Genomic DNA, 25,486 nt, shown 5'->3' on the forward strand with positions numbered 1-25,486 from the left:
TGATCATCGTCTGCCATCACAAGGTGTCCACCTATTTTGGTGGACACCTCATGCATCAGAGCACTCAAAAGCAAAAGGTGCAGGGAAATTCGCGCTTACGATTGACCGACTTTGACCGTCAAGTCGGTCCCGGTGACGGCTGGAGCTTGGAGCGGGCGGCCTTGCGATAACCGGGTGCGTTTCGGGTCGGCAGAGCGGCTCTATTCCTGTTTGCTGTCCTTCTCCTCGCGCTGCTTCCGGGCACGATCGACTGCGCCGCCCTGGGGCTGCCCGCTGACCTTCACGCCGGGGAGATGATCGACCTTGTTGTTGGCGGTATCTTCGGCACGCTGCAATTCACGATCGATGATGTCGCGTGATCCTTCGGCCGGGTCCTTGTCGAATGGGCTCTTGGTATCGGTGCTCATGATTGATCCTGCTCGTCGGCGCGCGTTGATTTGCCGAGGCAAGCTCGGCTCGGGCCCATCGTTCCTGTCGAGGCGGCAGCTTTTGTGCAGGCTCTTTACTCCCTGTGGTCGCGGATTTCGGGGGCGACCTGTCCGTAGTTCAGCAGGGCCACGAGGGTCGTTCCGCCCAGAATATTGCCGAGGAGTGTCGGTACGAAGAAGTCCGAGGCATATTGCGAGAGCGACGCCAGGCCGCTCTGCACCAGGAAGGCGCACTCGACCGAGCCCGCGATGATGTGCGCGAACTGGCCGAGCGCGACCACATAGGTCATCACGACGACGAGGTGCGGGCGCGATCCCTTCACGGCAGGCAGTAGCCACGCCATCAAGGCGATCAGCCAGCCGGCAAAGATCGCCCGGACAAGGGTCGTCGCGAACGTACCCTCGATGGTGTGGCGGCTGAGATCGACGAAGGCGCCCACGATGCGGGGTTCGAAGATGCTGGTGTGCGCGAGCACGGATCCAACGGCCCAGGTTCCTGCGATGTTGGAGGCGAGGACCAGGCCCCAAAGCTTGATCACGCTCCCAAGCGTGCCGAGATCCCTGTTGTGCAACAGCGGCAGCATCGGCGTCAGGGTGTTCTCGGTGAAGAGCTGCTGCCGTCCCAGCACCACGACCAGGAAACCGACCGTGTAGCCGAGCGGAGCCACCAGCCGTCGGGTGGCCTCGTCGGAAATCAGCGCGTGAAACTCGCCCTGGACAATCAGGGACAATCCCATCGAAAGGCCGGCGGCGAGGCCGGACAGCACGATGGCCCACCATCGCCGTTCCAGTTCCTGCTCACCCTCGGCGCGGATTGTCTCATGGATCAGCGCTGCGCTAGGCCGGCTCTGGGATTCGATCTGTTTCGTCTGGCGCCGCGAGACGCCGTCGAGCTTTGAGGCTGGATTGAAGGAGGCGCCGTCGCCAGGCTGGTCCACTCCGCGGTCTCCTGAAGGGCAGGTTCATCTCAATGCCGGGATCAAGGCTCGGAGCGGCAAGGGGTTCCTGGTAAGTGCTCGCACGCCGCAGCATTGTTGAGGCACAGCGGCGGCGCCGTGGTCGACCATCCGGAACCTTCGTGGAAAGCGGGTGTTTTCTACCGGGGCGGGTGGCGATCTGACAAGAGGCCAACCGTGCAAGACAATTTGCGTGTGCGCTCAACCGCGCAGATCGCGGGCCATCCGATTCATCCGATGCTGGTGCCGATACCGATCGCTTGTTTCATCGGAGCGCTGTTGACCGATATCGCCTATGTCGTCAGTGCCGAGATCATGTGGGCGGATTTTTCCGCCTGGCTTCTGGTCGTCGGCGTCATCTTCGGCGTACTGGCGGCGATCGCGGGCCTGACCGATTTTCTCGGCAACCGTCTGGTGCGGGCGCAACCGCCGGCCTGGCCGCATCTGATCGGCAACGCGGTGGCGTTGGTCCTGGCGATCGTCAATGCGTTGATCCATACGCGCGATGCCTGGACCTCGGTGTGGCCGACCGGGCTCATTCTTTCAGCCATCACCGTATTGATCCTGCCGGTCACCGGCTGGCTCGGCTGGGCGATGGTGTATCGCCACGGTGTAGGAGTTGCGCGATGAACTCCGCAATCGTTCGGGTGCTGTTGTGTGCCTCGCTGCTGTGTCTCGCCGGCTGCAATGACGGCAGTGGCGATCCGAAGGCGCAAACCGGCGCCAACCCGACGCTGCCCGACATCCAGCAATACCTGCTGCCGCCGATGCACATCGCCCGTATCGTCGGCTGGAAAAAGGACGAGACCCCGGCCGTCGCGCAGGGCTTGCAGGCCAAGGCCTTCGCGACCGGCTTGCAGCACCCCCGATTCCTCTACGTGCTGCCCAACGGCGACGTGCTGGTGGTGGAATCCAAGGCGCCGAAGGGCGCTCCGATCAAGCGGCCCAAGGAAATCGTGATGGGATACATCGAGTCCTGGGCGACATCAGGCGGCGACACCGGCGCGAGCAACCGCATCACGCTGCTGCGCGACAGCAACGGCGACGGCGTGCCGGACGTGCAGAGCGTCTTCCTCGACCATCTCAACTCGCCGTTCGGCGTCGCGCTGGTCGGCAACGATCTCTATGTCGCCAACACCGATGCGATCGTCAGATATCCCTACACGGAGGGTGATACGAAGATCACCGCGCCGGGCACGGTGCTGACGCCGCTGCCGGGCGGACCAATCGATCATCACTGGACCAAGAGCCTGGTCGCGAGCCCCGACGGTTCAAAGCTCTATGCCGGCGTCGGCTCCAACAGCAACATCACCGAGAACGGCATGGAGGCCGAGCACAATCGCGCCGCGATCCTCGAGATCGACCGTGCCAGCGGCCGCTGGCGCATCTTCGCGAGCGGCTTGCGCAACCCGAACGGCCTCAGCTTCGAGCCGCAGACCGGGACGCTGTGGACGGTGGTGAACGAGCGCGACGAACTCGGTCCCGATCTCGTGCCGGACTACATGACGTCGGTGAGGGACGGCGGCTTCTATGGCTGGCCCTACAGCTATTACGGCCAGCACGTCGATCCTCGCGTCAAGCCGGAGCGTCCTGATCTCGTCGCCAAGGCGATCGTGCCTGACTATGCGCTGAGCTCGCATGTCGCGCCGCTCGGCATGGCCTTCAACACGAGCGCGAGTTTGCCGGCGGCCTATCGCGGCGGCGCCTTCGTCGGCGAGCACGGCAGTTGGAACAGGCAGGTCTTGAACGGCTACAAGGTGGTGTTCGTGCCATTCACGGATGGCAGGCCGAGCGGTCCGCCGCAGGACGTCGTCACCGGCTTCCTCAACAGCGACAACCAGGCGCGCGGGCGGCCCGTCGGCGTCGCCATCGACAAGACCGGCGCGCTGCTGGTCGCCGATGACAGCGGCAACACGGTGTGGCGCGTGACGGCGGCGCACCCGCAGCTCACGCAGCGATAGATAGATCTCGAGGAGTTACACCATGGGCCTTGCTCAATACACGATCGTGCCGGTGCAGGACGAATGGGGCGTGCTGCATGACGGCGACGTCAAGAACAGATACTCCACCAAGGAAGCGGCCTTCGAATCGGCGGTGGCTGCCGCCTCGCTGGCGCTTCGCGAGGGACACGAAGTCCATGTCAGCGTGCCCGGCCGGGAAGCCGGCGAGAACGCGCTGGGAATTTGATGGGACACTCCGAGCAGAACACTTCAGGAGGCTGCGATGACCAAGCCCCGTGAACCGAACGGCATTGAACCCTCCCGCTCTGAAGACGACATTCAGCGAGACCAGCTCGGGCCGCGCGGCGTGCCGGGTGCGCCGGATCCGGCCAAGATGACACCCCAACGCGACAAGAAAACGCCGAAGCACGTCGATCCCGGTCACACGGCCTGACGGCTGCCCCGCGGCTTTTCTGTTCGGCCGGTAAGTCGGCGCCCGGCCGTCGACTTACGCCGCCGCAACGATATCCGTCTTGGCAAAGTCGTCGCCGACATAAAGAAGTGCGCAGCCATGCTCCTTGGCGACATCGTAGGCGAAGCAGTCACCAAAGTTGAGACCGGCAGGACGAATGCCTTTGCCCCAACGCGAGTAGATTTGCGCCACGCGTTCGGCCGAAGCTAGGGTCACCGAGATCACGTTCAAACCGAGATCGTTAATCAGCTTGTTCATCTCTTCGTCGACGCCCCGCCGTGCCGCGACGATCAGGCTTTCTGCAACGGAGGCCGCCGAGATCAGGATTTCGTCGGCGGTGTCCAGCGCGGTGATGCAAGCATCGGCTTGGGGTTCGTCGAGCACGATCGCCATCAGCGCGGAGGTATCGACTGCGATCATTCCGGCAGTCCATCATCGCCGAAAAGAAAGTCCTGACTGCGCGCGGCGCTCGGTCCGGGAATAGCTTTCGCCCCGCCGGTCCTTCGCGCCGCCTCAAGCGCGGTCCGGCGGGTGGCGCGGTCCGGCGAAAGCTTGACCGGGACGAGCCGTACCGCGGGATGCCCATGTCGCGTCAGGATCACCTCGTCGCCGGCCTCTGCGCGGCGGACAAGATCGGTCAATTGTCCTTTTGCGTCGGTAACGGAGACCCGCATCTCATTGTCCTTCCTCAGTTTTCATAAAATGGACCATGCAATGGTCCAATGTCAACCACCTCCCACCCCACCATCGCCGGACGCGATCTCGCGGTTGATCTCGGCATGAGCCTGCCGGCGGTGTTCGCCGGAACGTGGGCTCTCCGTACAAAATAACATCATGTTAGGTTTGTCGAATAACTGGGTAATTGTGTTAGCCCGGCGAAAGCTTATCGTCGCCACCAAGCAGACACCCATCGGCAATGACAAGCGCTCGCGAAACTCCGCAGAGCGGCCGGAGAGTGCTGCCCAATTTTGAGCGAAGCCCGTCAACGGGACGTCAGCAAAACCCAAGGGAGGAATCTTGAGATGACCGCGATCCATCAGATGAGTCAGTCCAGGAAAGCCGCTGCCAGCGGCTGGATCGGGTCGGCTCTCGAATATTATGACTTCTTCATCTACGCGACCGCCGCGTCACTGATTTTCCCGCAAATCTTCTTCCCGTCGGAGAATCCCACCGTCGCGATCGTCGCCTCGTTGGCGACCTATGGCGTCGGGTATGTGGCCCGGCCGATTGGCGCGTTCGTCCTCGGGCACTGGGGCGACACCCATGGCCGCAAGACGGTTCTCATCGTCTGCATGTTCCTGATGGGCATCTCGACGATGGCCGTGGGTATCCTGCCGACCTACCAGCAGGTTGGCATCCTGGCGCCAATTCTGCTCGTCATTCTGCGCCTCGTGCAGGGATTTGCCGTTGCCGGCGAAATCTCGGGCGCAAGCTCGATGATCCTGGAGCACGCGCCGTTCGGCCGACGGGGCTTCTATGCCAGCTTCGCCCTTCAGGGGGTGCAGGCCGGACAGATCCTCGCCGCAGCAATCTTCCTGCCGTTGGCGGCCTATATGCCGACCGACGCCTTCAACAGCTGGGGCTGGCGGATTCCCTTCCTGCTCAGCTTCTTCGTCATCGTCGCGGGCTACATCATTCGTCGCGAAGTCGACGAGACCCCTGCTTTTGCCCGCGAGGGCGAACGGGGAGAAACGCCGCGCGCGCCCATCGTCCAGGCCATCAAGCTGAGCTGGCGCGACATGCTCAGGGTCATCTGCATGGCGCTGATGAATGTCATTCCTGTCGTTGCGACCATCTTCGGCGCGGCCTATGCGGTGCAGCCGGCCTACGGGATCGGTTTTGCCAAGGACGTCTATCTCTGGATCCCCGTGCTCGGAAACATGCTGGCCGTGTTCGTCATTCCCTTCGTCGGCAATCTCTCCGACAAGGTCGGCCGCAAGCCCCCGATCATCGTCGGCGCGCTTCTCTCCGGCTTGCTCGCCTTTTGCTATCTCTATGCCATCAGCATCAGGAATGTGCCGCTGGCAATATTGGTGTCGCTCTTGATGTGGGGCGTCGTCTATCAGGGCTACAACGCGATCTTCCCGAGCTTTTACCCGGAGCTGTTTCCGACCCGCACCCGCGTCTCGGCGATGGCGATATCGCAGAACATCGGAACCACCATCACCGCATTGCTGCCCGCCCTGTTTGCGACCGTCGCGCCTCCCGGCTCGACCAACATTCCGTTGACGGTGGGGGCGATTGCCTTCGCTATCACGGTCATCGCCGCGCTGGCCGCCCTGACCGCGCGGGAAACCTATCGGATCAGGATCGACGATCTCGGCAATCCCAATGCCGTTCCAATGCTGCGGGCAGATTATGACCGTCAGCGCGCCGGCGATGCGGTGAGCGGGGCTGCCACGGTTCGGACCTGACGGGTATGGTAGAGGCAACTGCCGCCGCGATCGATGATGTTCGCGGCGGCAGGGCCTCACTGCATAGTCAGGCCGCCGATTCGAATTTGGTGCGCGCGAGCGCAATCAATATGAGGTTGCAAGATGAACCCCGTCGTCATTGCCGTCGCAATCACCGGCTCCGTTCCGCGCAAGAAGGACAATCCCGCGGTCCCGATTCTGCCGTCCGAGCAGATCGAGTCGACGCACCAGGCCTTTGAAGCCGGTGCCACGCTCGCCCATATCCATGTTCGCAACGATGACGAGACGCCGTCCTCCGATCCCGAGCGTTTCGCCCTGGTGCAGGCGGGGATCAAGAAGCACTGTCCGGACATGATCGTTCAGTTCTCGACCGGAGGGCGGGGCCGCGATCCCTCGGCGCGCGGATCGTCGCTCTACCTGAAGCCGGACATGGCCTCGCTGTCCACGGGATCGGTGAACTTTCCGACCATCGTCTACGAGAACAGCGCCGCGCTGGTCGAGACCCTCGCCACCGGGATGAAGGCGAATGGCATCCGGCCGGAAATCGAGATCTTCGATTTGTCGCATCTGCATGGCGCCCGCCGCCTGATCGAGGCGGGGCTGATCGACCAGCGTCCGCACGTGCAGTTCGTCATGGGCGTCAAGAACGCCATGCCCGCGGACGAGCATGTCCTCGACATCTTGCTGGGAGAGCTCAGGCGGCTGATCCCGGAGGCGACATGGACGGCAGCGGGGATCGGACGCCACCAGGCCGAGGTCATGGGCTGGGCGCTCGCGCGGGGCGCCGATGCGGTCCGCACCGGCCTCGAGGACAATATCAGGATCGACAAGGCGCGCCTCGCGGCCAGCAACGCCGAGCTCGTGGCCGTCGCCGGTGAGGCTGTCGCGCGTCACGGCCGGCGCGTGGCGACTGCGGCCGAGGCGCGATCCCTGCTCGGGCTCGCGGGGTAGGGCGCTCCTGCCGCCACCTGACATGCTCCCGGCCGCCTGCTGCCATTCGACGGCCGGCGTTTCCCTGCGCTAAGTCCGGGGGTAAGACAGGTGTCACAGGCGTGATCGGCGCCTGCCGGGCAGGCGACGATTGGAATGCGGTTCTTGAAATCTGACAGCAGGCTCATCGGGGTCCTGCTGGTGCTTGCGGTCTCCCAGCTTGTCGGGTGGGGTACGATAGGTCTTCCCGCCATCGTCGGACGCGATCTCGCGGCCGATCTCGGCATGAGCCTGCCGGCGGTGTTCGCCGGGACGTCCGTCCTCTATGTGTCGATGGGGCTATGCGCGCCCTGGCTCGCCAGGTCGTTTGCGCGGCACGGCGCACGAAAGGTCATGATCTCAGGCACGGTCCTCACCGTGCCGGGCTTCATCCTGCTGTCCCTCGCGCGCGAGCCGATGCTGTATTTCGCGGCCTGGATCGTCCTTGGCATCGCCGGCAGCGCCACGCTTTCGACCGGCGCCTATATCATGCTGAACGAGGTCGCCGGGCGGCAGGCCAAGAATGCCATCGGCGCGCTGATGCTGGTGACGGGCCTGTCGAGCAGCATCTTCTGGCCGACGACGTCGTTCCTCAGCGGTTTGCTCGGCTGGCGCGGGACGTGCCTCGTCTATGCAGCCATGATGGTCGTCATCAACCTTCCGCTCTATGCATTCTTTGCACCGCGCCGGAAAATCGTCGGTGATCGTGGCGGCGAGCCGGTGAAATCTTCGCCGCCGCCTGCGATTCCCAGGAGCACCTTCAGCCTCGTCGTTGCCGCGATCACGCTGAATGCCTTCGTCAATTTTGGCATCGGCGCCATCATGATCGAGTTGCTCCGGGCGGAGGGGCTTCCCCCGGCGCAGGCGCTTGCGTTTGGCTCGATGCTGGGCGTGATCCAGGTCAGCGCCCGCGGACTCGATTTTCTCGGCGGAGGGCGGTGGGATGGAATCACGACCGGGCTCGTCGCCGGCACGGCGCTGCCGATCGCCATGCTGCTGCTGATGACGAGCGAGGGCGCGACCTGGGCGGTTGCGGCCTTCATCCTGCTCTACGGCGCCGGCAGCGGCGCGATGGCGGTGGCGCGGGCAACGATCCCGCTCGTGTTCTACGATCAGACCGAGTTCGCCAAGGCGATGTCGATGATCGCGTTGCCGCTCAATCTCGCCTCCGCGGTCTCGCCGCCGCTCCTTGTCGGCCTGCTCACCCAGTTCGGCAGCCGCGGCGCGCTCGGTCTCACCTTCGTCTGCTCCTGCGCCACGGTGCTGATCCTGGTCCTGCTCGGCCGCCGCCGGCCGCAGGTGGCTGCAGCGGCTGCAACCTGAGAATATTCGCCATGCGGAAATTCACCGCGCGGTGACCTGCGCCGGGCGGGCTGGGGGATGGCCGTATGCCCACAGTGCAGTGCTCGGATCGCCAAAATAGTGTATCCGCAGGAAGCGCGGCCTGCGATCTCGCCGCCGCGCCAAGATCCAGTTCCCGGAGGAATTCGACATGTCGGCCCTGCCGCTCTCAGGCATCAAGATCCTTGACCTCACCCGCGTGCTTGCCGGGCCTCTGTCGGCCCAGATGCTGGGCGATTTGGGCGCGGAGGTTATCAAGATCGAGCGGCCGGGCACCGGTGACGACGCGCGCGCCTTCGGCCCGCCTTACCTGACTGACCCCGAGGGCAAGGCCAACAACAACAATTCATTCTACCTCTGCGCCAACCGCAACAAGAAGTCGGTCACGGTCAACATCGCCAAGCCCGAGGGGCAGGCGATTATCCGCGAGCTCGCCAAGGATGTCGACGTCTTCATGGAGAACTACAAGGTCGGCGATCTCAAGCGCTACGGCCTCGACTACGAGACCATCAAGGCGATCAATCCCGGCATTATCTACTGCTCGGTGACCGGCTTCGGCCAGACCGGCCCCTATGCGCCGCGCGCCGGCTACGACGCCATCCTGCAGGCGATGGGCGGCCTGATGAGCGTCACCGGCCATATCGACGGCGAGCCCGGCGAGGGCCCGATGAAGGTCGGCCCGTCGATCGTCGACTACATGACCGGCATGAACACCTCGATCGGGATTCTCTCGGCGCTCTATCATCGCGACGCCAATGATGGCGTGGGGCAGCATATCGACGTCTGCCTGTTCGACACCGTCATCGCGTCGTTGTCGCACTGGCTGCAGATCTACCTCGTCAACGGCAAGACGCCGCCGCGCCGCGGCACCTGGGGCAATGGCGGCATGCCGGCCGGCGTGTTCCGCTGCACCGACGGCGAGCTGATGCTGGTGGTCGGCAATGACGGCCAGTTCCAGCGCACCTGCGCCGTGCTCGGCGCGCCCGAACTCGCGAGCGACAAGCGTTTCGTCAGGAACAACGACCGCGTCGTGCACGGCAAGGAGATCATGGCGATCTTCGCCGGCCTGTTCCTGAAGCAGCCGGTGGCCTATTGGCTGGACAGATTGGAGGAGGCCGGCGTGCCCTCCGGCCCGATCAACAATTTCGAGCAGGTGTTTTCCGATCCGCACGTCCAGTCGCGCGGCATGCGGGTGAAGGTCGATCATCCCTTCCAGCCCGATCTCTCGCTGATCCGCAACGCGCTGACGCTCTCGGAAACCCCGATCAAGGATTACCGCGCCCCGCCGCTGCTCGGTGAGCACACCCAGGAGGTGCTCGCCGGCAAGCTCGGCTACGATGCCGGCAAGATCGAGGCGCTGAAGCAGCAGGGGATTATCTAGCTTCGGCGAAGCGGCGCGCGCGGTTTGGCCTGATCGCCACTGGATAAAAAGGGACGTCAACATGACGCTCCTGCGGCCTTGCGCGAACCTTGCGGGCAATCCCCAGATAATTCCGGTCCGTACTCACACAGGCTTCCGCTCCGCGCGCGACTCAGATTCGATCGGTCCACTCAGTCCGGGAGGGAACGCATGTCCTACACGATCGGGTTTCAGGCCAAGAACCAGAAGGCAATTCTGGCGACCGAGGCGGCAACGGCCAACCAGGCCGTCGCGATCATTGCCGCGTTGCGGCAAAGCGCCGACGAAATAAAGTTCATCCGCTCGCCGCAGGAAGGCGACATGGGCATCGAGATGCTGCTGCTGCTCGCCAAGGAAGAGGCCGAGGAGATGCCGCAGCACGCCTAGGCGGCTCGGCGACCAAACTTCGATCAGAAGCGAAGCATGACGGCTGCAACATGCTGTAGCAAGCCGTCATCTCGCTTGGACCGAAGGTGGCCGCCCATGAATCTCGAAATGAAACGCGAAGCGCTCCGCGTCGAACCGATCTCGACTTTCCTCGATCGTCGGCAGGCGCCGGTCTCGCCGGTCACGCGCGCCGGCAACATGATCTTCGTCGCCGGCCTGCCGCCATTCGACCCCGAGACGGGCGAGATCGCGGACGTGCCGATCGAACGGCAGAGCGAGCTGATCATGGAGCAGATGAAGCTGTGCCTTGAGACGGCGGGCGCGAGCCTCGACAACGTCATGAAGTGCAACGTCTACTGCACCTCGACCAAGCACTTCGCCGCGTTCAACAACGTCTATGCGCGCTATTTCCCGCACGATCCGCCGGCGCGGATCTTCGTCTGTACGCCGGAATGGTTCGGCCCCTTCGACGTCGAGATCGACTGCATCGCGATGATGTGAAGGTTAGCGCGCCGCCATTTTTGACGGCGCCTTCGCCTCCGTCCGTCCCGCCGTCAGCGCCATCGTCGCCACGCTGACGACGCGCGCGACCACGTCCTCGACATCGTCGAGGTCGCATTTGCCCTCCGACAGTTTCGTCAGCCGCTCGCTCTCGCGGATGGTGTGGTGCGCCATGGCGAGCGCGAAGTTCAGGCCCCAGTAAATATCGACGTCGCTGCGGTCGGGCAGGGACCTTCGCATCGCGCCGGCGAATTTGCGCAAATGGTCGATCTCGCGATTCTTGATGCGGCGGATCGGCGGCACGGATTCGATCGAAGCGCGGATCATGAAGCGCGCCGCGCTCGAGCGCTGGTTCTCGGGACCGAGGCAGCCGCGCAGCGTCGGGCCGACCAAGGCATGCAGGATTACCTCGATCGGCGCGCGGCCGCCGCCTTGTTCTTCCGCCGCCTTCAATTCGCGCAGACGCTCGCGATTGGTGGCGATCGAGCGTGTCACGAACAGCTCCGCGATCAACTCGTCCTTCGAGCCGAAATGATAGTTCACCGCCGCGAGGTTGACATTGGCCTCAGCGACGATGTCGCGCAACGTCACGTCGCCGAACCCGCGATCGGCATAGAGCCGTTCGGCGGCGGCGAGAATGGCAGTCCGGGTATGATCGCTGGCCATGGGAGCCCCTCGGGGAGGGAGTTGCAATTCAAACGGTTGTATGAAACTATCGTTTGAAGGCCGGGAAAGTCAATCCGCAATCGGGACTCGTTCGCAAACGCGCGAATGGGTTCCGGAGCATCCGCAAGCCGCGCATTCGCACTTGCGGGTCGCACAATGCGGGTGGACAGTCCGGCGCAAAACAAGTTCGCCAAACGAGTTGGCAAAGACGAGGAGCGTCCCATGGATTTCGATCTGTCGCCGAAGCAGAAGGAATGGCTCGACCGCGTGCAGTCCTTCATGGCCAAGCACGTGCGCCCGGCGGTGCCGGTCTATGATGAGCAGGATCGCAGCGGCGAACGCTGGAAGGTGATCCCGGTGCTCGAGGATCTCAAGAAGAAGGCGAAAGCCGAAGGCCTCTGGAACATGTTCATGCCGCCCAACGAGCATGAGGACGACGAATTCCGCGGCGCGGGACTGACCAATCTCGAATACGCGCTGCTCTCCGAGCAGATGGGCCACATCTCCTGGGCTTCGGAAGTCTTCAATTGTTCCGCGCCCGACACCGGCAACATGGAAGTATTCATGCGCTACGGCTCCAAGGAGCAGAAGCGCAAATGGCTGCGTCCGCTGATGGACGGCGAAATCCGCTCCGCCTTCCTGATGACGGAGCCGGCCGTGGCCTCGTCTGACGCCACCAACATCGAGACCAGCATTGTGCGCGACGGCGACCACTACGTCATCAACGGCCGCAAATGGTGGTCGTCCGGCGTCGGCGATCCCCGCTGCAAGATCGCGATCCTGATGGGCAAGACCGACTTCAAGGCGGCCAAGCACCAGCAGCAGTCGCAGATCCTGGTTCCGCTCGACACCCCCGGCATCAAGGTCGAGAAGATGCTGCCCGTGTTCGGCTTCGACGACGCGCCGCACGGCCACGCCCAGGTGCTGCTCGAGAACGTGCGGGTGCCGAAGGAGAACATCCTGCTCGGCGAAGGCCGCGGCTTCGAGATCGCGCAGGGCCGCCTCGGTCCCGGCCGTATCCATCACTGCATGCGCACCATCGGCAAGGCCGAGGAGGCGCTGGAGAAAATGGTGAAGCGGCTTACCTCGCGCACTGCCTTCGGCAAGCGGATCGTCGAGCATTCGGTGTGGGAGCAGCGCATCGGCGAGGCCCGCACCAACATCGAGATGACGCGGTTGTTGTGCCTCAAGGCCGCCGACATGATGGACAAGGTCGGCAACAAGACCGCGCAGGCCGAGATCGCCATGATCAAGGTCGCAGCCCCCAACATGGCGCTGAAGATCATCGACGAGGCGATCCAGGCCTTCGGCGGTGCAGGCGTCTCGGACGAAGCCGGCCTCGCCAAGGACTACGCCCACATCCGCACGCTCCGTCTCGCCGACGGCCCGGACGAGGTGCACAATCGCGCCATTGCCAGGCTCGAGGTTCGGAAGTATGCAAACTCTTCCAGTCATTAAGCGGGAGAGCACGCTGGCGCTCCCGATTTGAAGAAACGACAGGGCATGATCCGTGATCGGATGACCGCTTGACGCAAGTGCGCTGGGGGTTACCGATTAGGATCATGTTCGGACTGAAGAGGGAGCGTCATCGTGGCTGACGGCGTCAGGAAAGACGAAGAGTTCTCGGGCACCAAACCGGTCGAGGAGCGTCATCGCATCGACGAGATGCGGCTCGAAGCCTGGCTGCGCGAGAACGTCGAGGGTTATGAGGGACCGCTGGTCGTGCTCCAGTTCAAGGGCGGCCAGTCCAACCCGACCTATCGGCTCGACACGCCGAACCGCTCCTATGTGATGCGCCGAAAACCGTTCGGCAAATTGTTGCCGTCGGCGCACGCGGTCGATCGCGAATATCGCGTGATCGCGGCGCTGGGAAAGCAGGGCTTTCCGGTCGCGAAGGCCTATGCGCTGTGCCAGGACGACAGCATCATCGGTTCGGCCTTCTACATCATGTCGATGGAAGACGGCCGGGTGTTCTGGGATCCGACGCTGCCGAGCCAGACGCGGGATGATCGTCGAAAGATCTTCACCAGCAAGATCGAGACGCTGGCAAAACTCCACATGTTCGATCCCGTCGCGATCGGTCTTGGCGACTTCGGCAAACCCGGCAACTACTTTGCCCGGCAGATCGACCGCTGGACCAAGCAGTACCGCGCGTCCGAGACCCAGACCATTCCGGAGTTCGAGAAGGTCGCCGAATGGTTGCCGAAGACCGTGCCGGAGCAGGCGCGCGTCTCGATCGTCCACGGCGACTATCGCCTCGACAACATGATTTTCCACGCGACGGAACCACGCGTGCAGGCCGTGCTCGATTGGGAATTGTCGACGCTCGGCGATCCCATGGCCGACTTCACCTATCTGCTGATGCAGTGGGTCATGCCCGGCCTGGACGGCGCCGACCTCAAGGCGCTCAACATCCCGAGCGTGGAGGAGGCCGCGCAGATCTATTGCAACGTCACCAAGATGACGGTGCCTGACCTCAACTGGTATTTCGCCTACAACCTGTTCCGTCTCGCCGGCATCACGCAAGGCATCGCCGGCCGGGTCCGCGACGGCACCGCGGCGAATGCCAAGGCGCTGGAGTCAGCCAAGCGCACCGTTCCGCTGTCGAAGGCGTCTTGGGAGTACGCGCAGAAGGCGGGCGCGGTTTAAGGAATCCGAAGGCGCGGCTGACGGCCGCGCCTTTGCTTGCGTTCCTCTCGTGTCTGGACACGGGACAGAATGACGAGAGAGATGCCCGCATGATTGATCACACCACCCTCATCACCTACATCCTCATCGTCCTCGGCTTCGTCTTCATTCCCGGACCGGCGACACTCCTCACCATGGCGCGCGCCGCGAGCTCGGGAACCAGGGTCGGCATCGCGACGGGCGCGGGAATTGCGGCTGGTGACGTGGTCCACACCACCATGGCGATCGTCGGCCTCTCTGCGATCATCGCGACTTCGGCACTCCTGTTCAGCGTCGTCAAATACGCGGGCGCGGGCTTTCTGATCTATCTCGGCATTCGCGCCATGCTCGACAAGACGCCGATCGAGGTGAATGGCGGTGCGCCCGCGATCAGCGCAGCGCGGGCATTCCGGCAGGCCGTGCTGACCGAGGTGCTGAATCCGAAGACCGCGCTGTTCTTCCTCGCGTTCCTGCCGCAGTTCGTCCGGCCCGAGCATGGTTCGACGACGCTGCAGCTCGCGCTGCTCGGTGCTGTGTTCGTGTTGCTCGGCCTCCTTAGCACGGTGGTGTTCGCCGTCGGCGCCGGCCGTCTCGGCAATTTGCTACGCCGCCATCCAGCCGTCGTGAAATGGCAGGGCAAGGTGGTCGGGACCATCTACTGCGCCGTCGGCGTGCGGCTGGCTTTGCAGGAGCGATGAGGCGCACCGCTCATTCGTAGCCCGGATGAGCGCAGCGATATCCGGGACAGCGGCCCCGCATGTCGCCGCTATGCTCATGCGGACTACGGGTGTCTCCAGACGCTCGTCATTGCGAGCGAAGCGAAGCAATCCAGAATCTTCGCACGGTGGCAGTCTGGATTGCTTCGTCGCAAGAGCTCCTCGCAATGACGCGGAAACACCTTACCCCTTCACGCAATGCGCGATCAGCTTCTCCACGAAGCCTGCGCATTTCTCCAGCTCCGCCATCTCCACGAACTCGTCCGGCGTATGCGCCTGCGCGATCGACCCGGGCCCGATCACCACTGACGGGATATCGGTCATGCTGGCGAACAGGCTCGCCTCGGTGCCGAAGGCGACCTTGGCGTGGTCGTTGCGCCCCGCGAGGCTCTTGGCCAGCGTGACGATGGTGGCGTCGGCGGCGGTGTCGAGGGCGGGATAATCGAGGATCTCTTCGAAGTCGATGCCGCACTCCGGGTGTCGCGCCCTCATCGCCGGCTCGATCTCGGTCTTGGCCCAGGCGACGATCGCATCCGTCACCTCCCTGGATTCGGTTATGCCGATGCCGCGGCATTCGAAATCCACCGTGCAGGTATCGGGCACGATGTTGAGCGCGGCGCCGCCATGCACGATGCTGGTGAGCAGCGTCGAGTGAGGGACATCGTAGAGGCTGTTCGTTGCTTTCGTGCTTGCGAGTTGCAACGCGCGGCGGCGGATTTCGACGATCAGCTCGGCGGCGTATTCGATCGCGTTGACGCCCTCGGGTGCGATCGAGGAGTGGCGGGCGAGGCCCTGGAACGTGGCGCGCACGCCGTGCTTGCCCTTGTGGCCGATGATGACCTTCATCTCGGTCGGCTCGCCGATGAAGGCGCCGAGCGGCTTGATCCGTTTCTTCGCGAGCTCGCGCAGCATCGGCCGCACGCCGACGCAACCGATCTCCTCGTCATAGGAGATGGCGAGATGAATCGGCGTTGTCAGCTTCGCCTCCAGCATCTCCGGCACCATGGCAAGGCACACCGCGACGAATCCCTTCATGTCGGTGGTGCCGCGGCCGTAAAGCTTGCCGTCGCGCTCGATCAGCTTGAAGGGATCGTGGCTCCAGTCCTGGCCGACCACAGGCACCACGTCGGTATGTCCCGACAGCACCAGGCCGGGGCGGTCCTCGGGTCCAATGGTGACCCATAGCGCGGCTTTCTGTCCGGTCTCGTCGACGATGCGCTCACTCTTGACGCCGTGTGCGGCGAGATAGCTCTCGATATGCGCGATCAGGGGCAGGTTGGAGCGATCGCTGATCGTGTCGAAGCCGACGAGGTCGGCGAGCAGCTTGCGAATACGGTCGGGTCTTGAGCTTGGCATTGTCACGTTCTTGTCAGGGGGATGGAAGCTGAAGTGCTTGCACGAACCATACCAACGTCGGCTGTGGTAGAGCAAATCAACACAGACCGGTAGCCCGGGTGAGCGAAGCGATACCCGGGACAGCTCGTGGTCGGAATCCCGGATGTCGCTTCGCTCATCCGGGCTACAAGCCCTTGCATTGGCCGACGGGCAAAACACGCGAGCGGCAGGTCAACGCCCGCCGCTGAAAATATTCCACTTTACCGAAATTCGGAAACGGCGTATGTGTCGCCGTAACCCGGCCCAAGGAAGAGGGGCGTATCGCGATCGTCACGAACGCGGGCCGGACAGCGGCGGACGCTGGGCCACACCGGCGCGAATGGTTTCGCAGGGCGGGCAACCGTGAGCGAAGGCGTCGCGCACACGACCGGTGCTGACAGCGTACGGCAAAACCGTGTCGTCCTGACGCCCGGGGTCTGTGCGTCAAGTCTTGTGGTGATGTGGCGGCCCGACCGGGTTCGCGCATCAGCCATCCATGAGGCGACGGGCGCAATAGTGCATCGCTCCCCGGGGAGAGCACGGCATAAGCCGTAAAACCGCTGCGCAGCGAAGGCCGGACGTTTTGGCTTCACCTGTATGCCGCTGTGCAGATTTTTTACTGCAACTTCGCACAGTGGACCGCGGGTGCCAGCCGGCGCCCGGTCTTCCCTGCGCCCTCTTTCATTCGAGGGTGAGGCGACCAAGCAAAGCTCGGGCGAACAAGCCGCGAGAGGGCGAAGGTGTGTCTGCGAACGGGAATGCGAATGGAAGCGCGACCCTGCCACCCACAGACTCCGTCATTGCGAGCACAGACTCCGTCATTGCGAGCACAGCGAAGCAATCCAGGCTGACGCCGCGGAAAGACTCTGGATGGCTTCGCTGTGCTCGCAATGACGATGCTGAAGCAGTTGCGCGCCAAAACTTCTGTCTCGTGCCCCGGACGCAGCGCAGCAGCGTGAGAAAGCTGCAGCGCCTCCGGGACGCGAGAGTGCGTGAACTAAACCGGCTTCCCCGTATACGGCATCGACGCCGTCAGTCCGCCGTCCACCGGGAAGGCCTGGCCATTGACGTACGACGCCTCGTCGCTGGCCAAGAACAGTCCCATCGCGGCGAGCTCGTGCGGCTGGCCGGGGCGCTTGAGCGGATTGAGCTGGCCGATCTTGTCGGCGGTGCCGCGCTCCTTGGCGCGGTCGAAGATCGGCTTGGTCATGCCGGTCTCGATCAGGCCCGGGCACACCGCGTTGATGCGCACACCGGTGCCGGTGAGCGAATAGGCGGTGGTCTGCACCAGGGAGATGACGCCGGCCTTGCTCGCGGCATAGGGATGTCCGCTGGCGCCGGCCTTGAGGCCCGCGACGGACGCGGTGAGCACGATCGCGCCGGACTGCTGCTTCACCATGTGCGGCATCGCATGCTTCACCGCGAGAAACGGCCCGATCAGGTTGATGCGCAAGACTTCCTGCCATTGCTCGACGGTCTGCTCGCCGAGCGGAACGAGTCCGCCGGAGACGCCGGCATTGGCCCAGATCACGTCGAGCCGGCCGTGCGTCTTCACCGCCTTGTCGATCACGGCCATGACGTCCTTTTCGGAGCCCGCATCCGCCATCATGGCTTCCGCGACACCGCCGGCCTTCTTCACCTCGTCGACCGTCTCCTTCACCGCCTCGCTGCGATCGACCGCGATTAGCTTGGCGCCTTCCCTGGTGAACAGCAGCGCGGCCGCGCGGCCGATGCCGCTGCCGGCACCGGTGATGATGACGGATTTGCCTTGCAGACGGCCCATGCGGTTTCTCCCTTTGGTTCGCGCGCGACGCTTGCCGCGCGACGGAATTTCAAACAAGATTTCAAACGGTAAAGTGTCTTGAGACACGTTCGCTACTGACGTACAGCGACATCAGACGGGATGGAAGGGTTTCGATGGCAGGTGCAGACAAGCCCAAAGTGGTCACGACACGCTGGTGGTGGGTCCGTCACGCGCCCGTGCGCAATGACGGTGGCAACATCTACGGTCAGTCCGATCTCGCCTGCGACACCAGCGATACCTACGTCTTCAATGCTGTTGCCAAGGTGCTGCCACGCAAGGCGGTCTGGTATTCGAGCAATCTGATGCGCACCCATCAGACCGCCGAAGCGATCTGGGCGGCCGGATTCCCGAGGCCTGCATCGATGAAATGGGAGGCGGACCTCGCCGAACAAAACCTCGGCCGTTGGCAGGGCATGAACCGCGCCGAGTTCATCGCCAGCCGTCCCGTCGGCTCGAGCTGGTTTGCCGACATCAACGAGCCTGCACCCGGCGGCGAAAGCTTCATGGACCTCTACAACCGCACCCGCCGCACCATCGAGCGGATCAACAATGAGGCCGCCGGGCAGGACGTGATCGCGGTCGCACATGGCGGCACCATCAAGGCAGCGCTGGGGCTGGCGCTCGACAATCAGCCGGAGCGAGGGCTCGCGTTCGATATCGACAATTGCTCTGTGACGCGGCTCGACTATTTCGCAAGCCCCGAACGCAATGTCTGGCGGCTGCCGATGGTGAACCAGCAGCCGTGGATCGCGGACGATGCGCATGCGGCGATGCATCAACCCGCGGGACCGGAAGTCAAGAAGCTCGCCTGAGCAATTGCCCGGTCGCGCGGACGCGGCGTAAGCTTCAAGCAATCAAAACGTACTCTGGGAGAGAAACATGACCTTGTTCGACATGAAGGGGAAAGTCGCCGTCATCACTGGTTCGACGCGCGGCATTGGGCTTGCGATCGCCGAGCGCATGGCCGAGCACGGCGCCAAGGTGGTGATCTCCTCGCGCAAGGCCGACGTTTGCGACCAGGTCGCCAAGAGGATCAACGACAAGTTCGGCAAGGGCACGGCGGTGGCGATCGCCGCCAACATCTCGTCGAAGGAAAATCTGCAGAACCTCATCGACGAGAGCAACCGCGCCTTCGGCAAGATCGACGTGCTGGTCTGCAACGCCGCGTCGAACCCGTATTACGGCCCGCTCGCCGGCATCTCGGACGATCAGTTCAGGAAGATCCTGGACAACAACATCGTCGCCAACAACTGGCTGATCTCGATGGTGGTGCCGCAGATGATCGAGCGCAAGGATGGCTCGATCATCATCGTCTCCTCGATCGGCGGCCTGAAAGGCTCGACCATCCTCGGCGCCTACGCGATCTCGAAAGCCGCCGACATGCAGCTCGCGCGCAATTTGGCCTGCGAATATGGCCCGCACAATATCCGCGTGAACTGCATCGCGCCCGGCCTGATCAAGACCGATTTCGCGAAAGCGTTGTGGGACAATCCGGAGAACCTGAAAGCCTCGACTGCGCGTTCGCCGCTGCTGCGCATCGGCATCCCCGACGAGATCGCGGGCGCCGCGGTGTTCCTGGGCTCGAAGGCCGGCGACTTCATGACCGGCCAGACCATGGTGATCGACGGCGGCGCGACGATCAGTTGAGGCCCCAATAGGTGTCATCGCCCGTGAAGGCGGGCGATCCAGTACTCCGCGGCCTTCGTTGGAGAGCTCGCTCTCGCCACATCCGCCCCGGAGTACTGGATGCCCCGGTCAAGCCGGGGCATGACAGCGAAAATGTGATGCAGCGCCGCGCATAGCGGCGCCGCCTCAATCCACCGCCGCGTACACCAGATCCCGCACCAGCGTACGCGTATGATCGCGCTGCCCCGGGCCCTGGCTCATGAACACGACGAACAGATCCTCCTTCGGATCGATCCAGAAGAACGTCCCCGCGATGCCGCTCCAGAAAAACTGGCCGACGCTGCCGGGGAAGGGCGCGATGCCGGCTTCACGCCGCACCGCGAACCCGAGGCCGAAACCATGGCCAGGCGACAGCAGCGTGCCGTTGGTCACGACGTTCGGGCCGAGATGATCGGAGGCCATCAGCTCCAGCGTCTTGCGGCCGATGATCCTGTTGCCGTCGAGCGTGCCGCCATTGCGCAGCATCAGCGCGAAGCGGGCATAGTCCATCGTGGTGGAGACGAGGCCGCCGCCGCCGGACTCCATGATGGGCTGCTCGAGCATGTTGAACAGCGCGACCTTGTCGCCGGTCCAGGGATCGGCCGCGAATGGCTCGGCGAGCCTGTTGGCATTGACCTCCGCTGTCGCAAAGCCGGTCTCGGCCATCTGCAAGGGCGTGAGAATGCGCTCGGTGAGGTACGTGCCGAGCGACTTGCCGCTGACGACCTCGATGATGCGCCCGAGGATGTCGGTGGAGCGGCTGTAGTTGAACTCGTCGCCGGGGTGACAGACCAGCGGGAAGCTCGCGACCAGGGCGGCGTGCTCGGCATTGGTGATCTTGCGGCTGCGCACCCGCGAGTCCTGATAGATCTTGTGCACGGGGCCGTCGCCCTGGTGCTCGTAGGTCAGGCCGGAGGTGTGGCGGAGCAGGTCCTGCACCGTCATCGGGCGCTTCGGCGGAACCAGTTCCAGCTTGCCGCCGCTGACCACGCCGACCTTCTGGTTGGCGAACTCCGGGATGAATTTCGCGACGGGGTCGGCAAGGAGCAGGTGGCCGTCCTCGACCAGCGTCATGACGCCGACCGACACGATCGGCTTGGTCATCGAGAAAATGCGGAAGATCGAATCATGCGCCATCGGCGCCGCGCCCGTCGGGCTCTGTTTCCCGAGCGCCTCAAACCATCCGACCTGACCGTGCCGTGCCACCAGCACGGTGACGCCCGGCACGGTTCCCTTGTCGATCTCGCGCTTGAAGGCGTCCGACATGGTCTCGAGGCGAGGGCGCGACAGCCCGAGCGTCTCGGGGCGGGATTCCGGCAGAGGCGGGGTCTTCGCGGCGATCGAGGGGCGAGGGGCGGCTGTCGCGGACGCTTGGGCAGTCATGGGTACTCCCGGTGCTTATTATTGTTCGGAGCGGACTGTGGCCCAGAAGGCGCGGCACAAACAAGCGAAGCCAGCGCGCTTCACCCTTGCAATCCGGCCTTGCAATCCGGCCGCCCCTTGTGCTTCAAAGCGGCCTGATCCGCGCGGCAACGCAGGGTCCGTAGGAGTGTAGCTCAATTGGTAGAGCACCGGTCTCCAAAACCGGGGGTCGCAGGTTCGAGCCCTGCCACTCCTGCCAACCAATCAAACACTTAACTGGGATGTGGGCGATTAGCCGTCGGCTGGATATTGCTGGATGGCGCAGCCCTAGGCGATGATCTGCCGTTTCCAGATCGCCTCCGAAGGGCGATGTCGGCCACGGAATCTGCGCCGGAAGCCACGGCGTCCTCTGCTCCACGATATCGGCGACGAATGCCTCGGCCTGACGCCGAAACGCCCAACCTTGCCGCGAGACAATTCCGTGGGTTGTCCTTGCTGATGGAGAACGACCTCCGCCTCCTGCTCGGCAAAAGGCGGTGGCAATTCGATGGTCAGCGCGCCCAGCTCGAACGCGTTGCTCAGCCCCTCGCGCCAGACGCCTTTGGATCCATTCGCGAGCTGCAGCGCGCAGGCGACGCCGTCGAGTCGAGTGTCACGGTCGCCGCGCCCGAGCTCTCGATGTTGCTTTCGGCGACTGCCGGCGGCGATCCGAGCACGTAGCGCGCGAGGTTGATGATATGGCTGAACACGTGTCGTAGCCGGCTCGCATCGTGCCCGGCAGTTCGGCGGCGGAATTGAAATTCCCGAACGTCGGCAAGACGTCCTGACGTTCGTATTAGTTGAAGAGCTTGTCCTCAGCCATGCCGCGACCCTGCGGCCGACTGGAGGCGGCTATTTCGCCGAGGGCGGAAAGTTCGTTGTGCCGTTGCCGAGCATTTCGACGATCGATCGGGCCGACTGACCTTGAGGGGGTCGCCAAAAGGGGCTGCAGGTGAGGGGGCCCCGGTGGTCTCGTTCTGCGAGGAACCGGCTGAGGCGCTGGGACTGCGCTTTGCAGGCGGCAGATAAGCCCTTGATCGGCCTGATCTCTGGTCGTTCGCCCGCGGAGGTCGTTTTGGGCGCGCGGGCCCTCTCTATCTTGACCTTTGGTCCCATCCGAAGTAGATACCGCGCACTCGCAGCCGGCCCGTTAGACGCGGATTTCCGGCGCGGCTTTGAATCCCCGAACAATCGAGCCCGATTTCCGGCTCATCCTTCGACAGAGGGCTGGGCCAACGGCGGCTGTTCGGATCCCTGAAATTCATTCGCGTCTGTCGACGGACGTTGGACATCAAACGATGGCAGTCAGCCCGTTCAAGTTCTTGCAGGAAGTCCGCTCGGAGACCGCCAAGGTCACCTGGCCGACCCGCCGCGAGACCACGATCACCACCATCATGGTGTTCGTCATGGTCGCCGTGGCCTCGATCTTCTTCTTCGCCGCCGACCAGATCATCCGCGTCCTCATCACCTTCCTTCTGGGCATTCACTGATGGCAACAGCAACGGCTCAATTGTCTGACAAGCGCTGGTACATCGTCCACGCCTATTCGAACTTCGAGAAGAAGGTCGCCGAATCGATCCGCGAGCAGGCCAAGCAGCGCGGGCTCGAGGAGCTGTTCGAGCTGGTGCTGGTTCCGACCGAGAAGGTCACGGAAGTGCGCCGCGGCCGCAAGATCGACGCCGAGCGCAAGTTCTTCCCGGGCTACGTGCTGGTGAAGATGAAGCTGACCGACGAGGCGTTTCATCTGATCAAGAACACGCCGAAGGTGACCGGCTTCCTCGGCGCGGAAAACAAGCCGATGCCGATCTCGGAAGCCGAGGCCATGCGCATTCTGCACCAGGTGCAGGAGGGCGTGGAACGGCCGAAGGCGTCGGTGTCGTTCGAGATCGGCGAGAACGTGCGCGTGGCCGATGGCCCGTTTGCCTCGTTCTCGGGTGTGGTCGAGGAAATCGACGAGGCGCGCTCGCGCGTGAAGGTCGCGGTGTCGATCTTCGGCCGCGCCACGCCGGTCGAACTGGAATTCGGTCAGGTCGAGAAGGTCTGATCGGGTAGGCGTGAGGCTTCGGTCTCGCGTAACAAGAGGCCGTGGGAGGGAGAGGGCGGTCGCCAGCCGCCTCCGACCCAGACCACGAACCTGAAACCGCCGGCCCAGGCCGGCCCAACAGGAGTGATACATGGCAAAGAAAGTGACCGGATACCTGAAGCTTCAGGTCCCGGCCGGTGCGGCGAATCCTTCGCCCCCGATCGGTCCCGCGCTCGGTCAGCGCGGTCTCAACATCATGGAGTTCTGCAAGGCGTTCAACGCCCAGACCCAGAAGGAAGAGAAAAACACCCCGATTCCCGTCGTGATTACGATCTACGCCGATCGTTCCTTCACGTTCGAGATGAAGACGCCGCCGATGTCCTTCTTCCTCAAGCAGGCTGCCAAGATCCAGTCCGGCTCCAAGGCGCCGGGCCGTGACAAGGCGGGTGCGGTGACCAAAGCGCAGGTGCGCGAGATCGCCGAGAAGAAGATGAAGGATCTCAATTGCGATTCCATCGAAGCGGCCATGAAGATGGTCGAGGGCTCTGCCCGCTCGATGGGTCTGGAAGTGGCAGGGTAAGCGGTCATGGCAATCGGAAAACGTTTGAACAAAGCCCGCGAAGGTATTGATCGCGAAAAGCTTTACCCGCTCGCAGACGCCATCAAGATGGTCAAGGAACGCGCGAAAGCGAAGTTCGACGAGACCATCGAGGTCGCGATCAATCTCGGCGTCGATCCGCGTCACGCCGACCAGATGGTCCGCGGCGTTGTGACCCTGCCGAACGGCACCGGCCGTACGCTCCGCGTCGGCGTGTTCGCCCGCGGCGCCAAGGCCGACGAGGCCAAGGCTGCCGGAGCCGACGTCGTCGGCGCCGAGGACCTGGTCGAGAAGGTGCAGAACGGCACGATCGATTTCGATCGTTGTATTGCGACCCCCGACATGATGCCGCTGGTCGGTCGTCTCGGTAAGGTGCTGGGCCCGCGCGGCCTGATGCCGAACCCGAAGATCGGCACCGTGACCATGGACGTCACCGGCGCCGTGAAGGGCGCCAAGGGCGGCTCGGTCGAGTTCCGCGTCGAGAAGGCCGGCATCCTGCAGGCTGGCGTCGGCAAGGCCTCGTTCACCGAGGAAAAACTGGTCGAAAACATCAAGGCCTTGGCTGACGCTGTCTCCAAGGCCAAGCCGGCCGGTTCCAAGGGCACCTACATCCAGCGCGTTGCGGTGTCCTCGTCGATGGGCCCCGGCGTGAAGGTCGAGCCGGGCACCATTCTCGGCTAAGGTTTGCAAATGACATGAGGCGAGGGGCGGAATTGGGCAACCGATTCCGCCCCTCGTCGTTTGTGACGGCGTTCACCGGAAACAAGAACAATGACTGACAAGGTCCTGATCTACTCGCGCTTTCCCAAGACGATGATGGCGCGCTTCGCCGAGCGGTTCGAGCTGCTCGACACCGGCGGCAAGCCGGCGCGGGAGATGTTTTCGGCCGACGCGCTCGGCGATATCCGTGCAGTGCTCACCGCCGGCGGAACGCCGCTGGGCGCGGAGGCGATGGACCTGTTTCCCAAGCTCGGTGCCATCGTCTGCTACGGCACCGGCTATGACGGTGTTGACCTGAAGGCCGCTGCTGCCCGCAATATTGCGGTCGGACATAGCCCGGGTGCCAATGCGGCCTCCGTCGCCGACATCGCGATGACCCTGATGCTCGCGGCGACGCGGCGAATCCTGGTGGCCGACCAGTACGTCCGAAGCGGCGATTGGGCCGCGTCAAAGCCCTCGCCGATGATGCGCCCGCAGGCCGGGATGCCGGGCCGCCGCATCGGGGTCTACGGCATGGGCGAGATCGGCCGCAAGATCGCAGCGCGCTGCGCGTCCTTCGAGAGCGAGATCGGCTATTTCAGCCGCAGCAGGTACGATCTGCCCTATCAATATTTCCCGACCTTGGAGGCGCTGGCCGACTGGTGCAGCGTGCTGATGATCGCGGTCCGGGCAGGAGCCGAGACCCAGCATGCCGTCAGCGCCGATATCCTCAAGCGCCTCGGGGCGGACGGCTATGTCGTCAACATCTCCCGCGGCTCGGTGATCGATGAGAAAGCCCTGGTGCTGGCGCTCACCCAGAAGACCATCGCTGGAGCCGGTCTCGATGTCTATGACAAGGAACCGCACGCTCCTGACGCGCTGACGGCACTGCCCAACGTCGTGTTCTCCCCCCATATTGGCGGCCACACCCTGGAATCGCACGTCGCCATGCAGAACTGCGTGCTGGCGAACCTGACCGCGTTTTTCGAGGGCAAGAAGTTGCCTTACGCGGTCAAATGAGCGGAAACCGGCCCTTTTCGGCCATGGTTAAGCGCGAGCGGCAACG

Annotated in this window: 29 protein-coding genes and 1 tRNA gene; 22 read left to right on the forward strand and 8 right to left on the reverse strand. The window is 63.7% G+C overall.

Features of this window, described 5'->3' with window-relative positions; genetic code table 11:
- Positions 1-200 precede the first annotated feature (200 nt).
- The gene (locus tag IVB42_RS09965) at positions 201-407 is read right to left on the reverse strand and encodes a hypothetical protein (protein WP_018457613.1); all 207 of its coding nucleotides are present in this window, start codon (positions 405-407) and stop codon (positions 201-203) included.
- Between the two features lie 95 nt (positions 408-502).
- Entirely contained in the window at positions 503-1,366 is an 864-nt protein-coding gene (locus tag IVB42_RS09970; RefSeq protein WP_204511540.1) for a formate/nitrite transporter family protein, read from the reverse strand.
- Positions 1,367-1,561: 195 nt separating this feature from the next.
- Between IVB42_RS09970 and IVB42_RS09975 the strand changes: the two genes are divergently transcribed.
- Genes IVB42_RS09975 through IVB42_RS09990 form a run of 4 tightly spaced genes read left to right on the forward strand, consistent with a single transcriptional unit; the run spans position 1,562 to position 3,778 of the window.
- Positions 1,562-2,014, forward strand: a complete 453-nt coding sequence (locus IVB42_RS09975; RefSeq protein ID WP_085357988.1) for a DUF2231 domain-containing protein — start codon at positions 1,562-1,564, stop codon at positions 2,012-2,014.
- The gene (locus tag IVB42_RS09980; RefSeq protein WP_247362342.1) at positions 2,011-3,345 is read left to right on the forward strand and encodes a sorbosone dehydrogenase family protein; all 1,335 of its coding nucleotides are present in this window, start codon (positions 2,011-2,013) and stop codon (positions 3,343-3,345) included. Before IVB42_RS09975 ends, IVB42_RS09980 begins: the two co-directional genes overlap by 4 nt.
- Before the next feature lie 22 nt (positions 3,346-3,367).
- Entirely contained in the window at positions 3,368-3,571 is a 204-nt protein-coding gene (locus IVB42_RS09985; RefSeq protein ID WP_007611681.1) for a hypothetical protein, read from the forward strand.
- Positions 3,572-3,607: 36 nt separating this feature from the next.
- On the forward strand, positions 3,608-3,778 hold the full coding sequence (locus tag IVB42_RS09990; RefSeq protein ID WP_166520788.1) for a hypothetical protein: 171 nt from the start codon (positions 3,608-3,610) through the stop codon (positions 3,776-3,778).
- Between the two features lie 54 nt (positions 3,779-3,832).
- On the opposite strand, the gene IVB42_RS09995 is transcribed toward IVB42_RS09990, so the two are convergent.
- On the reverse strand, positions 3,833-4,216 hold the full coding sequence (locus IVB42_RS09995) for a type II toxin-antitoxin system VapC family toxin (protein ID WP_247377497.1): 384 nt from the start codon (positions 4,214-4,216) through the stop codon (positions 3,833-3,835).
- Positions 4,213-4,470: a type II toxin-antitoxin system prevent-host-death family antitoxin gene (locus tag IVB42_RS10000; protein WP_018457607.1), complete on the reverse strand. Its 258-nt coding sequence runs from the start codon at positions 4,468-4,470 to the stop codon at positions 4,213-4,215. Before IVB42_RS10000 ends, IVB42_RS09995 begins: the two co-directional genes overlap by 4 nt.
- A 348-nt stretch (positions 4,471-4,818) precedes the next feature.
- Here IVB42_RS10000 and IVB42_RS10005 point away from each other — a divergent pair, with 348 nt between their 5' ends.
- From IVB42_RS10005 to IVB42_RS10030, 6 genes are all read left to right on the forward strand, one after another.
- Positions 4,819-6,210 (forward strand): MFS transporter, encoded by a 1,392-nt coding sequence (locus IVB42_RS10005; protein ID WP_247362347.1) that lies wholly within the window; start codon positions 4,819-4,821, stop codon positions 6,208-6,210.
- A 123-nt stretch (positions 6,211-6,333) separates the two neighbouring features.
- Entirely contained in the window at positions 6,334-7,161 is an 828-nt protein-coding gene (locus tag IVB42_RS10010) for a 3-keto-5-aminohexanoate cleavage protein (RefSeq protein ID WP_247362349.1), read from the forward strand.
- Between the two features lie 135 nt (positions 7,162-7,296).
- Complete coding sequence (locus tag IVB42_RS10015; RefSeq protein ID WP_247377499.1) at positions 7,297-8,502, forward strand: MFS transporter; 1,206 nt, start codon at positions 7,297-7,299, stop codon at positions 8,500-8,502.
- 169 nt (positions 8,503-8,671) lie between these two features.
- Positions 8,672-9,901 (forward strand): CaiB/BaiF CoA-transferase family protein, encoded by a 1,230-nt coding sequence (locus IVB42_RS10020; protein ID WP_247362353.1) that lies wholly within the window; start codon positions 8,672-8,674, stop codon positions 9,899-9,901.
- Positions 9,902-10,090: 189 nt separating this feature from the next.
- Complete coding sequence (locus IVB42_RS10025; protein WP_018457601.1) at positions 10,091-10,306, forward strand: hypothetical protein; 216 nt, start codon at positions 10,091-10,093, stop codon at positions 10,304-10,306.
- 108 nt (positions 10,307-10,414) lie between these two features.
- Positions 10,415-10,807: a RidA family protein gene (locus IVB42_RS10030; protein WP_162847229.1), complete on the forward strand. Its 393-nt coding sequence runs from the start codon at positions 10,415-10,417 to the stop codon at positions 10,805-10,807.
- 3 nt (positions 10,808-10,810) lie between these two features.
- Here the strand turns inward: IVB42_RS10030 and IVB42_RS10035 are convergent, their stop codons facing one another.
- Entirely contained in the window at positions 10,811-11,473 is a 663-nt protein-coding gene (locus IVB42_RS10035; protein WP_247362355.1) for a TetR/AcrR family transcriptional regulator, read from the reverse strand.
- Positions 11,474-11,695: 222 nt separating this feature from the next.
- Here IVB42_RS10035 and IVB42_RS10040 point away from each other — a divergent pair, with 222 nt between their 5' ends.
- The 3 genes from IVB42_RS10040 to IVB42_RS10050 all read left to right on the forward strand — a co-directional run bounded on the left by IVB42_RS10040 (position 11,696) and on the right by IVB42_RS10050 (position 14,838).
- Positions 11,696-12,931, forward strand: coding sequence for an acyl-CoA dehydrogenase family protein (locus IVB42_RS10040; protein ID WP_007611657.1), 1,236 nt, complete (start codon positions 11,696-11,698; stop codon positions 12,929-12,931).
- Positions 12,932-13,063: 132 nt separating this feature from the next.
- On the forward strand, positions 13,064-14,122 hold the full coding sequence (locus IVB42_RS10045; RefSeq protein WP_085351268.1) for a phosphotransferase family protein: 1,059 nt from the start codon (positions 13,064-13,066) through the stop codon (positions 14,120-14,122).
- Between the two features lie 89 nt (positions 14,123-14,211).
- Entirely contained in the window at positions 14,212-14,838 is a 627-nt protein-coding gene (locus IVB42_RS10050; RefSeq protein ID WP_247362356.1) for a LysE family translocator, read from the forward strand.
- A 201-nt stretch (positions 14,839-15,039) separates the two neighbouring features.
- Here IVB42_RS10050 and argE read toward each other — a convergent pair whose 3' ends face one another.
- Complete coding sequence (gene argE / locus IVB42_RS10055; RefSeq protein WP_247362358.1) at positions 15,040-16,212, reverse strand: acetylornithine deacetylase; 1,173 nt, start codon at positions 16,210-16,212, stop codon at positions 15,040-15,042.
- A gap of 1,015 nt (positions 16,213-17,227) precedes the next feature.
- Positions 17,228-18,013, reverse strand: coding sequence for an SDR family oxidoreductase (locus tag IVB42_RS10060; RefSeq protein WP_018456438.1), 786 nt, complete (start codon positions 18,011-18,013; stop codon positions 17,228-17,230).
- 134 nt (positions 18,014-18,147) lie between these two features.
- Here IVB42_RS10060 and IVB42_RS10065 point away from each other — a divergent pair, with 134 nt between their 5' ends.
- Both IVB42_RS10065 and IVB42_RS10070 read left to right on the forward strand, forming a co-directional pair.
- Complete coding sequence (locus IVB42_RS10065) at positions 18,148-18,846, forward strand: histidine phosphatase family protein (protein WP_018456439.1); 699 nt, start codon at positions 18,148-18,150, stop codon at positions 18,844-18,846.
- Positions 18,847-18,913: 67 nt separating this feature from the next.
- Positions 18,914-19,681, forward strand: a complete 768-nt coding sequence (locus IVB42_RS10070) for an SDR family oxidoreductase (protein ID WP_018456440.1) — start codon at positions 18,914-18,916, stop codon at positions 19,679-19,681.
- A 165-nt stretch (positions 19,682-19,846) separates the two neighbouring features.
- On the opposite strand, the gene IVB42_RS10075 is transcribed toward IVB42_RS10070, so the two are convergent.
- On the reverse strand, positions 19,847-21,082 hold the full coding sequence (locus IVB42_RS10075; protein WP_018456441.1) for a serine hydrolase domain-containing protein: 1,236 nt from the start codon (positions 21,080-21,082) through the stop codon (positions 19,847-19,849).
- A gap of 162 nt (positions 21,083-21,244) precedes the next feature.
- On the opposite strand from IVB42_RS10075, the gene IVB42_RS10080 reads away from it, so the two are divergent.
- The 7 genes from IVB42_RS10080 to IVB42_RS10110 all read left to right on the forward strand — a co-directional run bounded on the left by IVB42_RS10080 (position 21,245) and on the right by IVB42_RS10110 (position 25,440).
- A tRNA-Trp gene (locus tag IVB42_RS10080) sits at positions 21,245-21,320 on the forward strand.
- 233 nt (positions 21,321-21,553) lie between these two features.
- Complete coding sequence (locus IVB42_RS10085; protein ID WP_198293367.1) at positions 21,554-21,781, forward strand: hypothetical protein; 228 nt, start codon at positions 21,554-21,556, stop codon at positions 21,779-21,781.
- Positions 21,782-22,398: 617 nt separating this feature from the next.
- A complete protein-coding gene (secE, locus tag IVB42_RS10090; protein ID WP_007602984.1) occupies positions 22,399-22,590 on the forward strand; it encodes a preprotein translocase subunit SecE in 192 nt (63 codons plus the stop codon).
- Positions 22,590-23,144: a transcription termination/antitermination protein NusG gene (gene nusG, locus IVB42_RS10095; RefSeq protein ID WP_007602985.1), complete on the forward strand. Its 555-nt coding sequence runs from the start codon at positions 22,590-22,592 to the stop codon at positions 23,142-23,144. The genes secE and nusG overlap by 1 nt, the downstream gene beginning before the upstream one ends.
- A gap of 130 nt (positions 23,145-23,274) precedes the next feature.
- Positions 23,275-23,703, forward strand: a complete 429-nt coding sequence (gene rplK / locus IVB42_RS10100) for a 50S ribosomal protein L11 (protein ID WP_018456444.1) — start codon at positions 23,275-23,277, stop codon at positions 23,701-23,703.
- A 6-nt stretch (positions 23,704-23,709) separates the two neighbouring features.
- Positions 23,710-24,402: a 50S ribosomal protein L1 gene (gene rplA, locus IVB42_RS10105; protein ID WP_007602988.1), complete on the forward strand. Its 693-nt coding sequence runs from the start codon at positions 23,710-23,712 to the stop codon at positions 24,400-24,402.
- Positions 24,403-24,492: 90 nt separating this feature from the next.
- Positions 24,493-25,440: a 2-hydroxyacid dehydrogenase gene (locus IVB42_RS10110; RefSeq protein ID WP_018456445.1), complete on the forward strand. Its 948-nt coding sequence runs from the start codon at positions 24,493-24,495 to the stop codon at positions 25,438-25,440.
- Positions 25,441-25,486 lie beyond the last annotated feature (46 nt).

This window comes from Bradyrhizobium sp. 45 (assembly GCF_023073155.1).
Classification (GTDB): Bacteria; Pseudomonadota; Alphaproteobacteria; order Rhizobiales; family Xanthobacteraceae; genus Bradyrhizobium; species Bradyrhizobium canariense_D.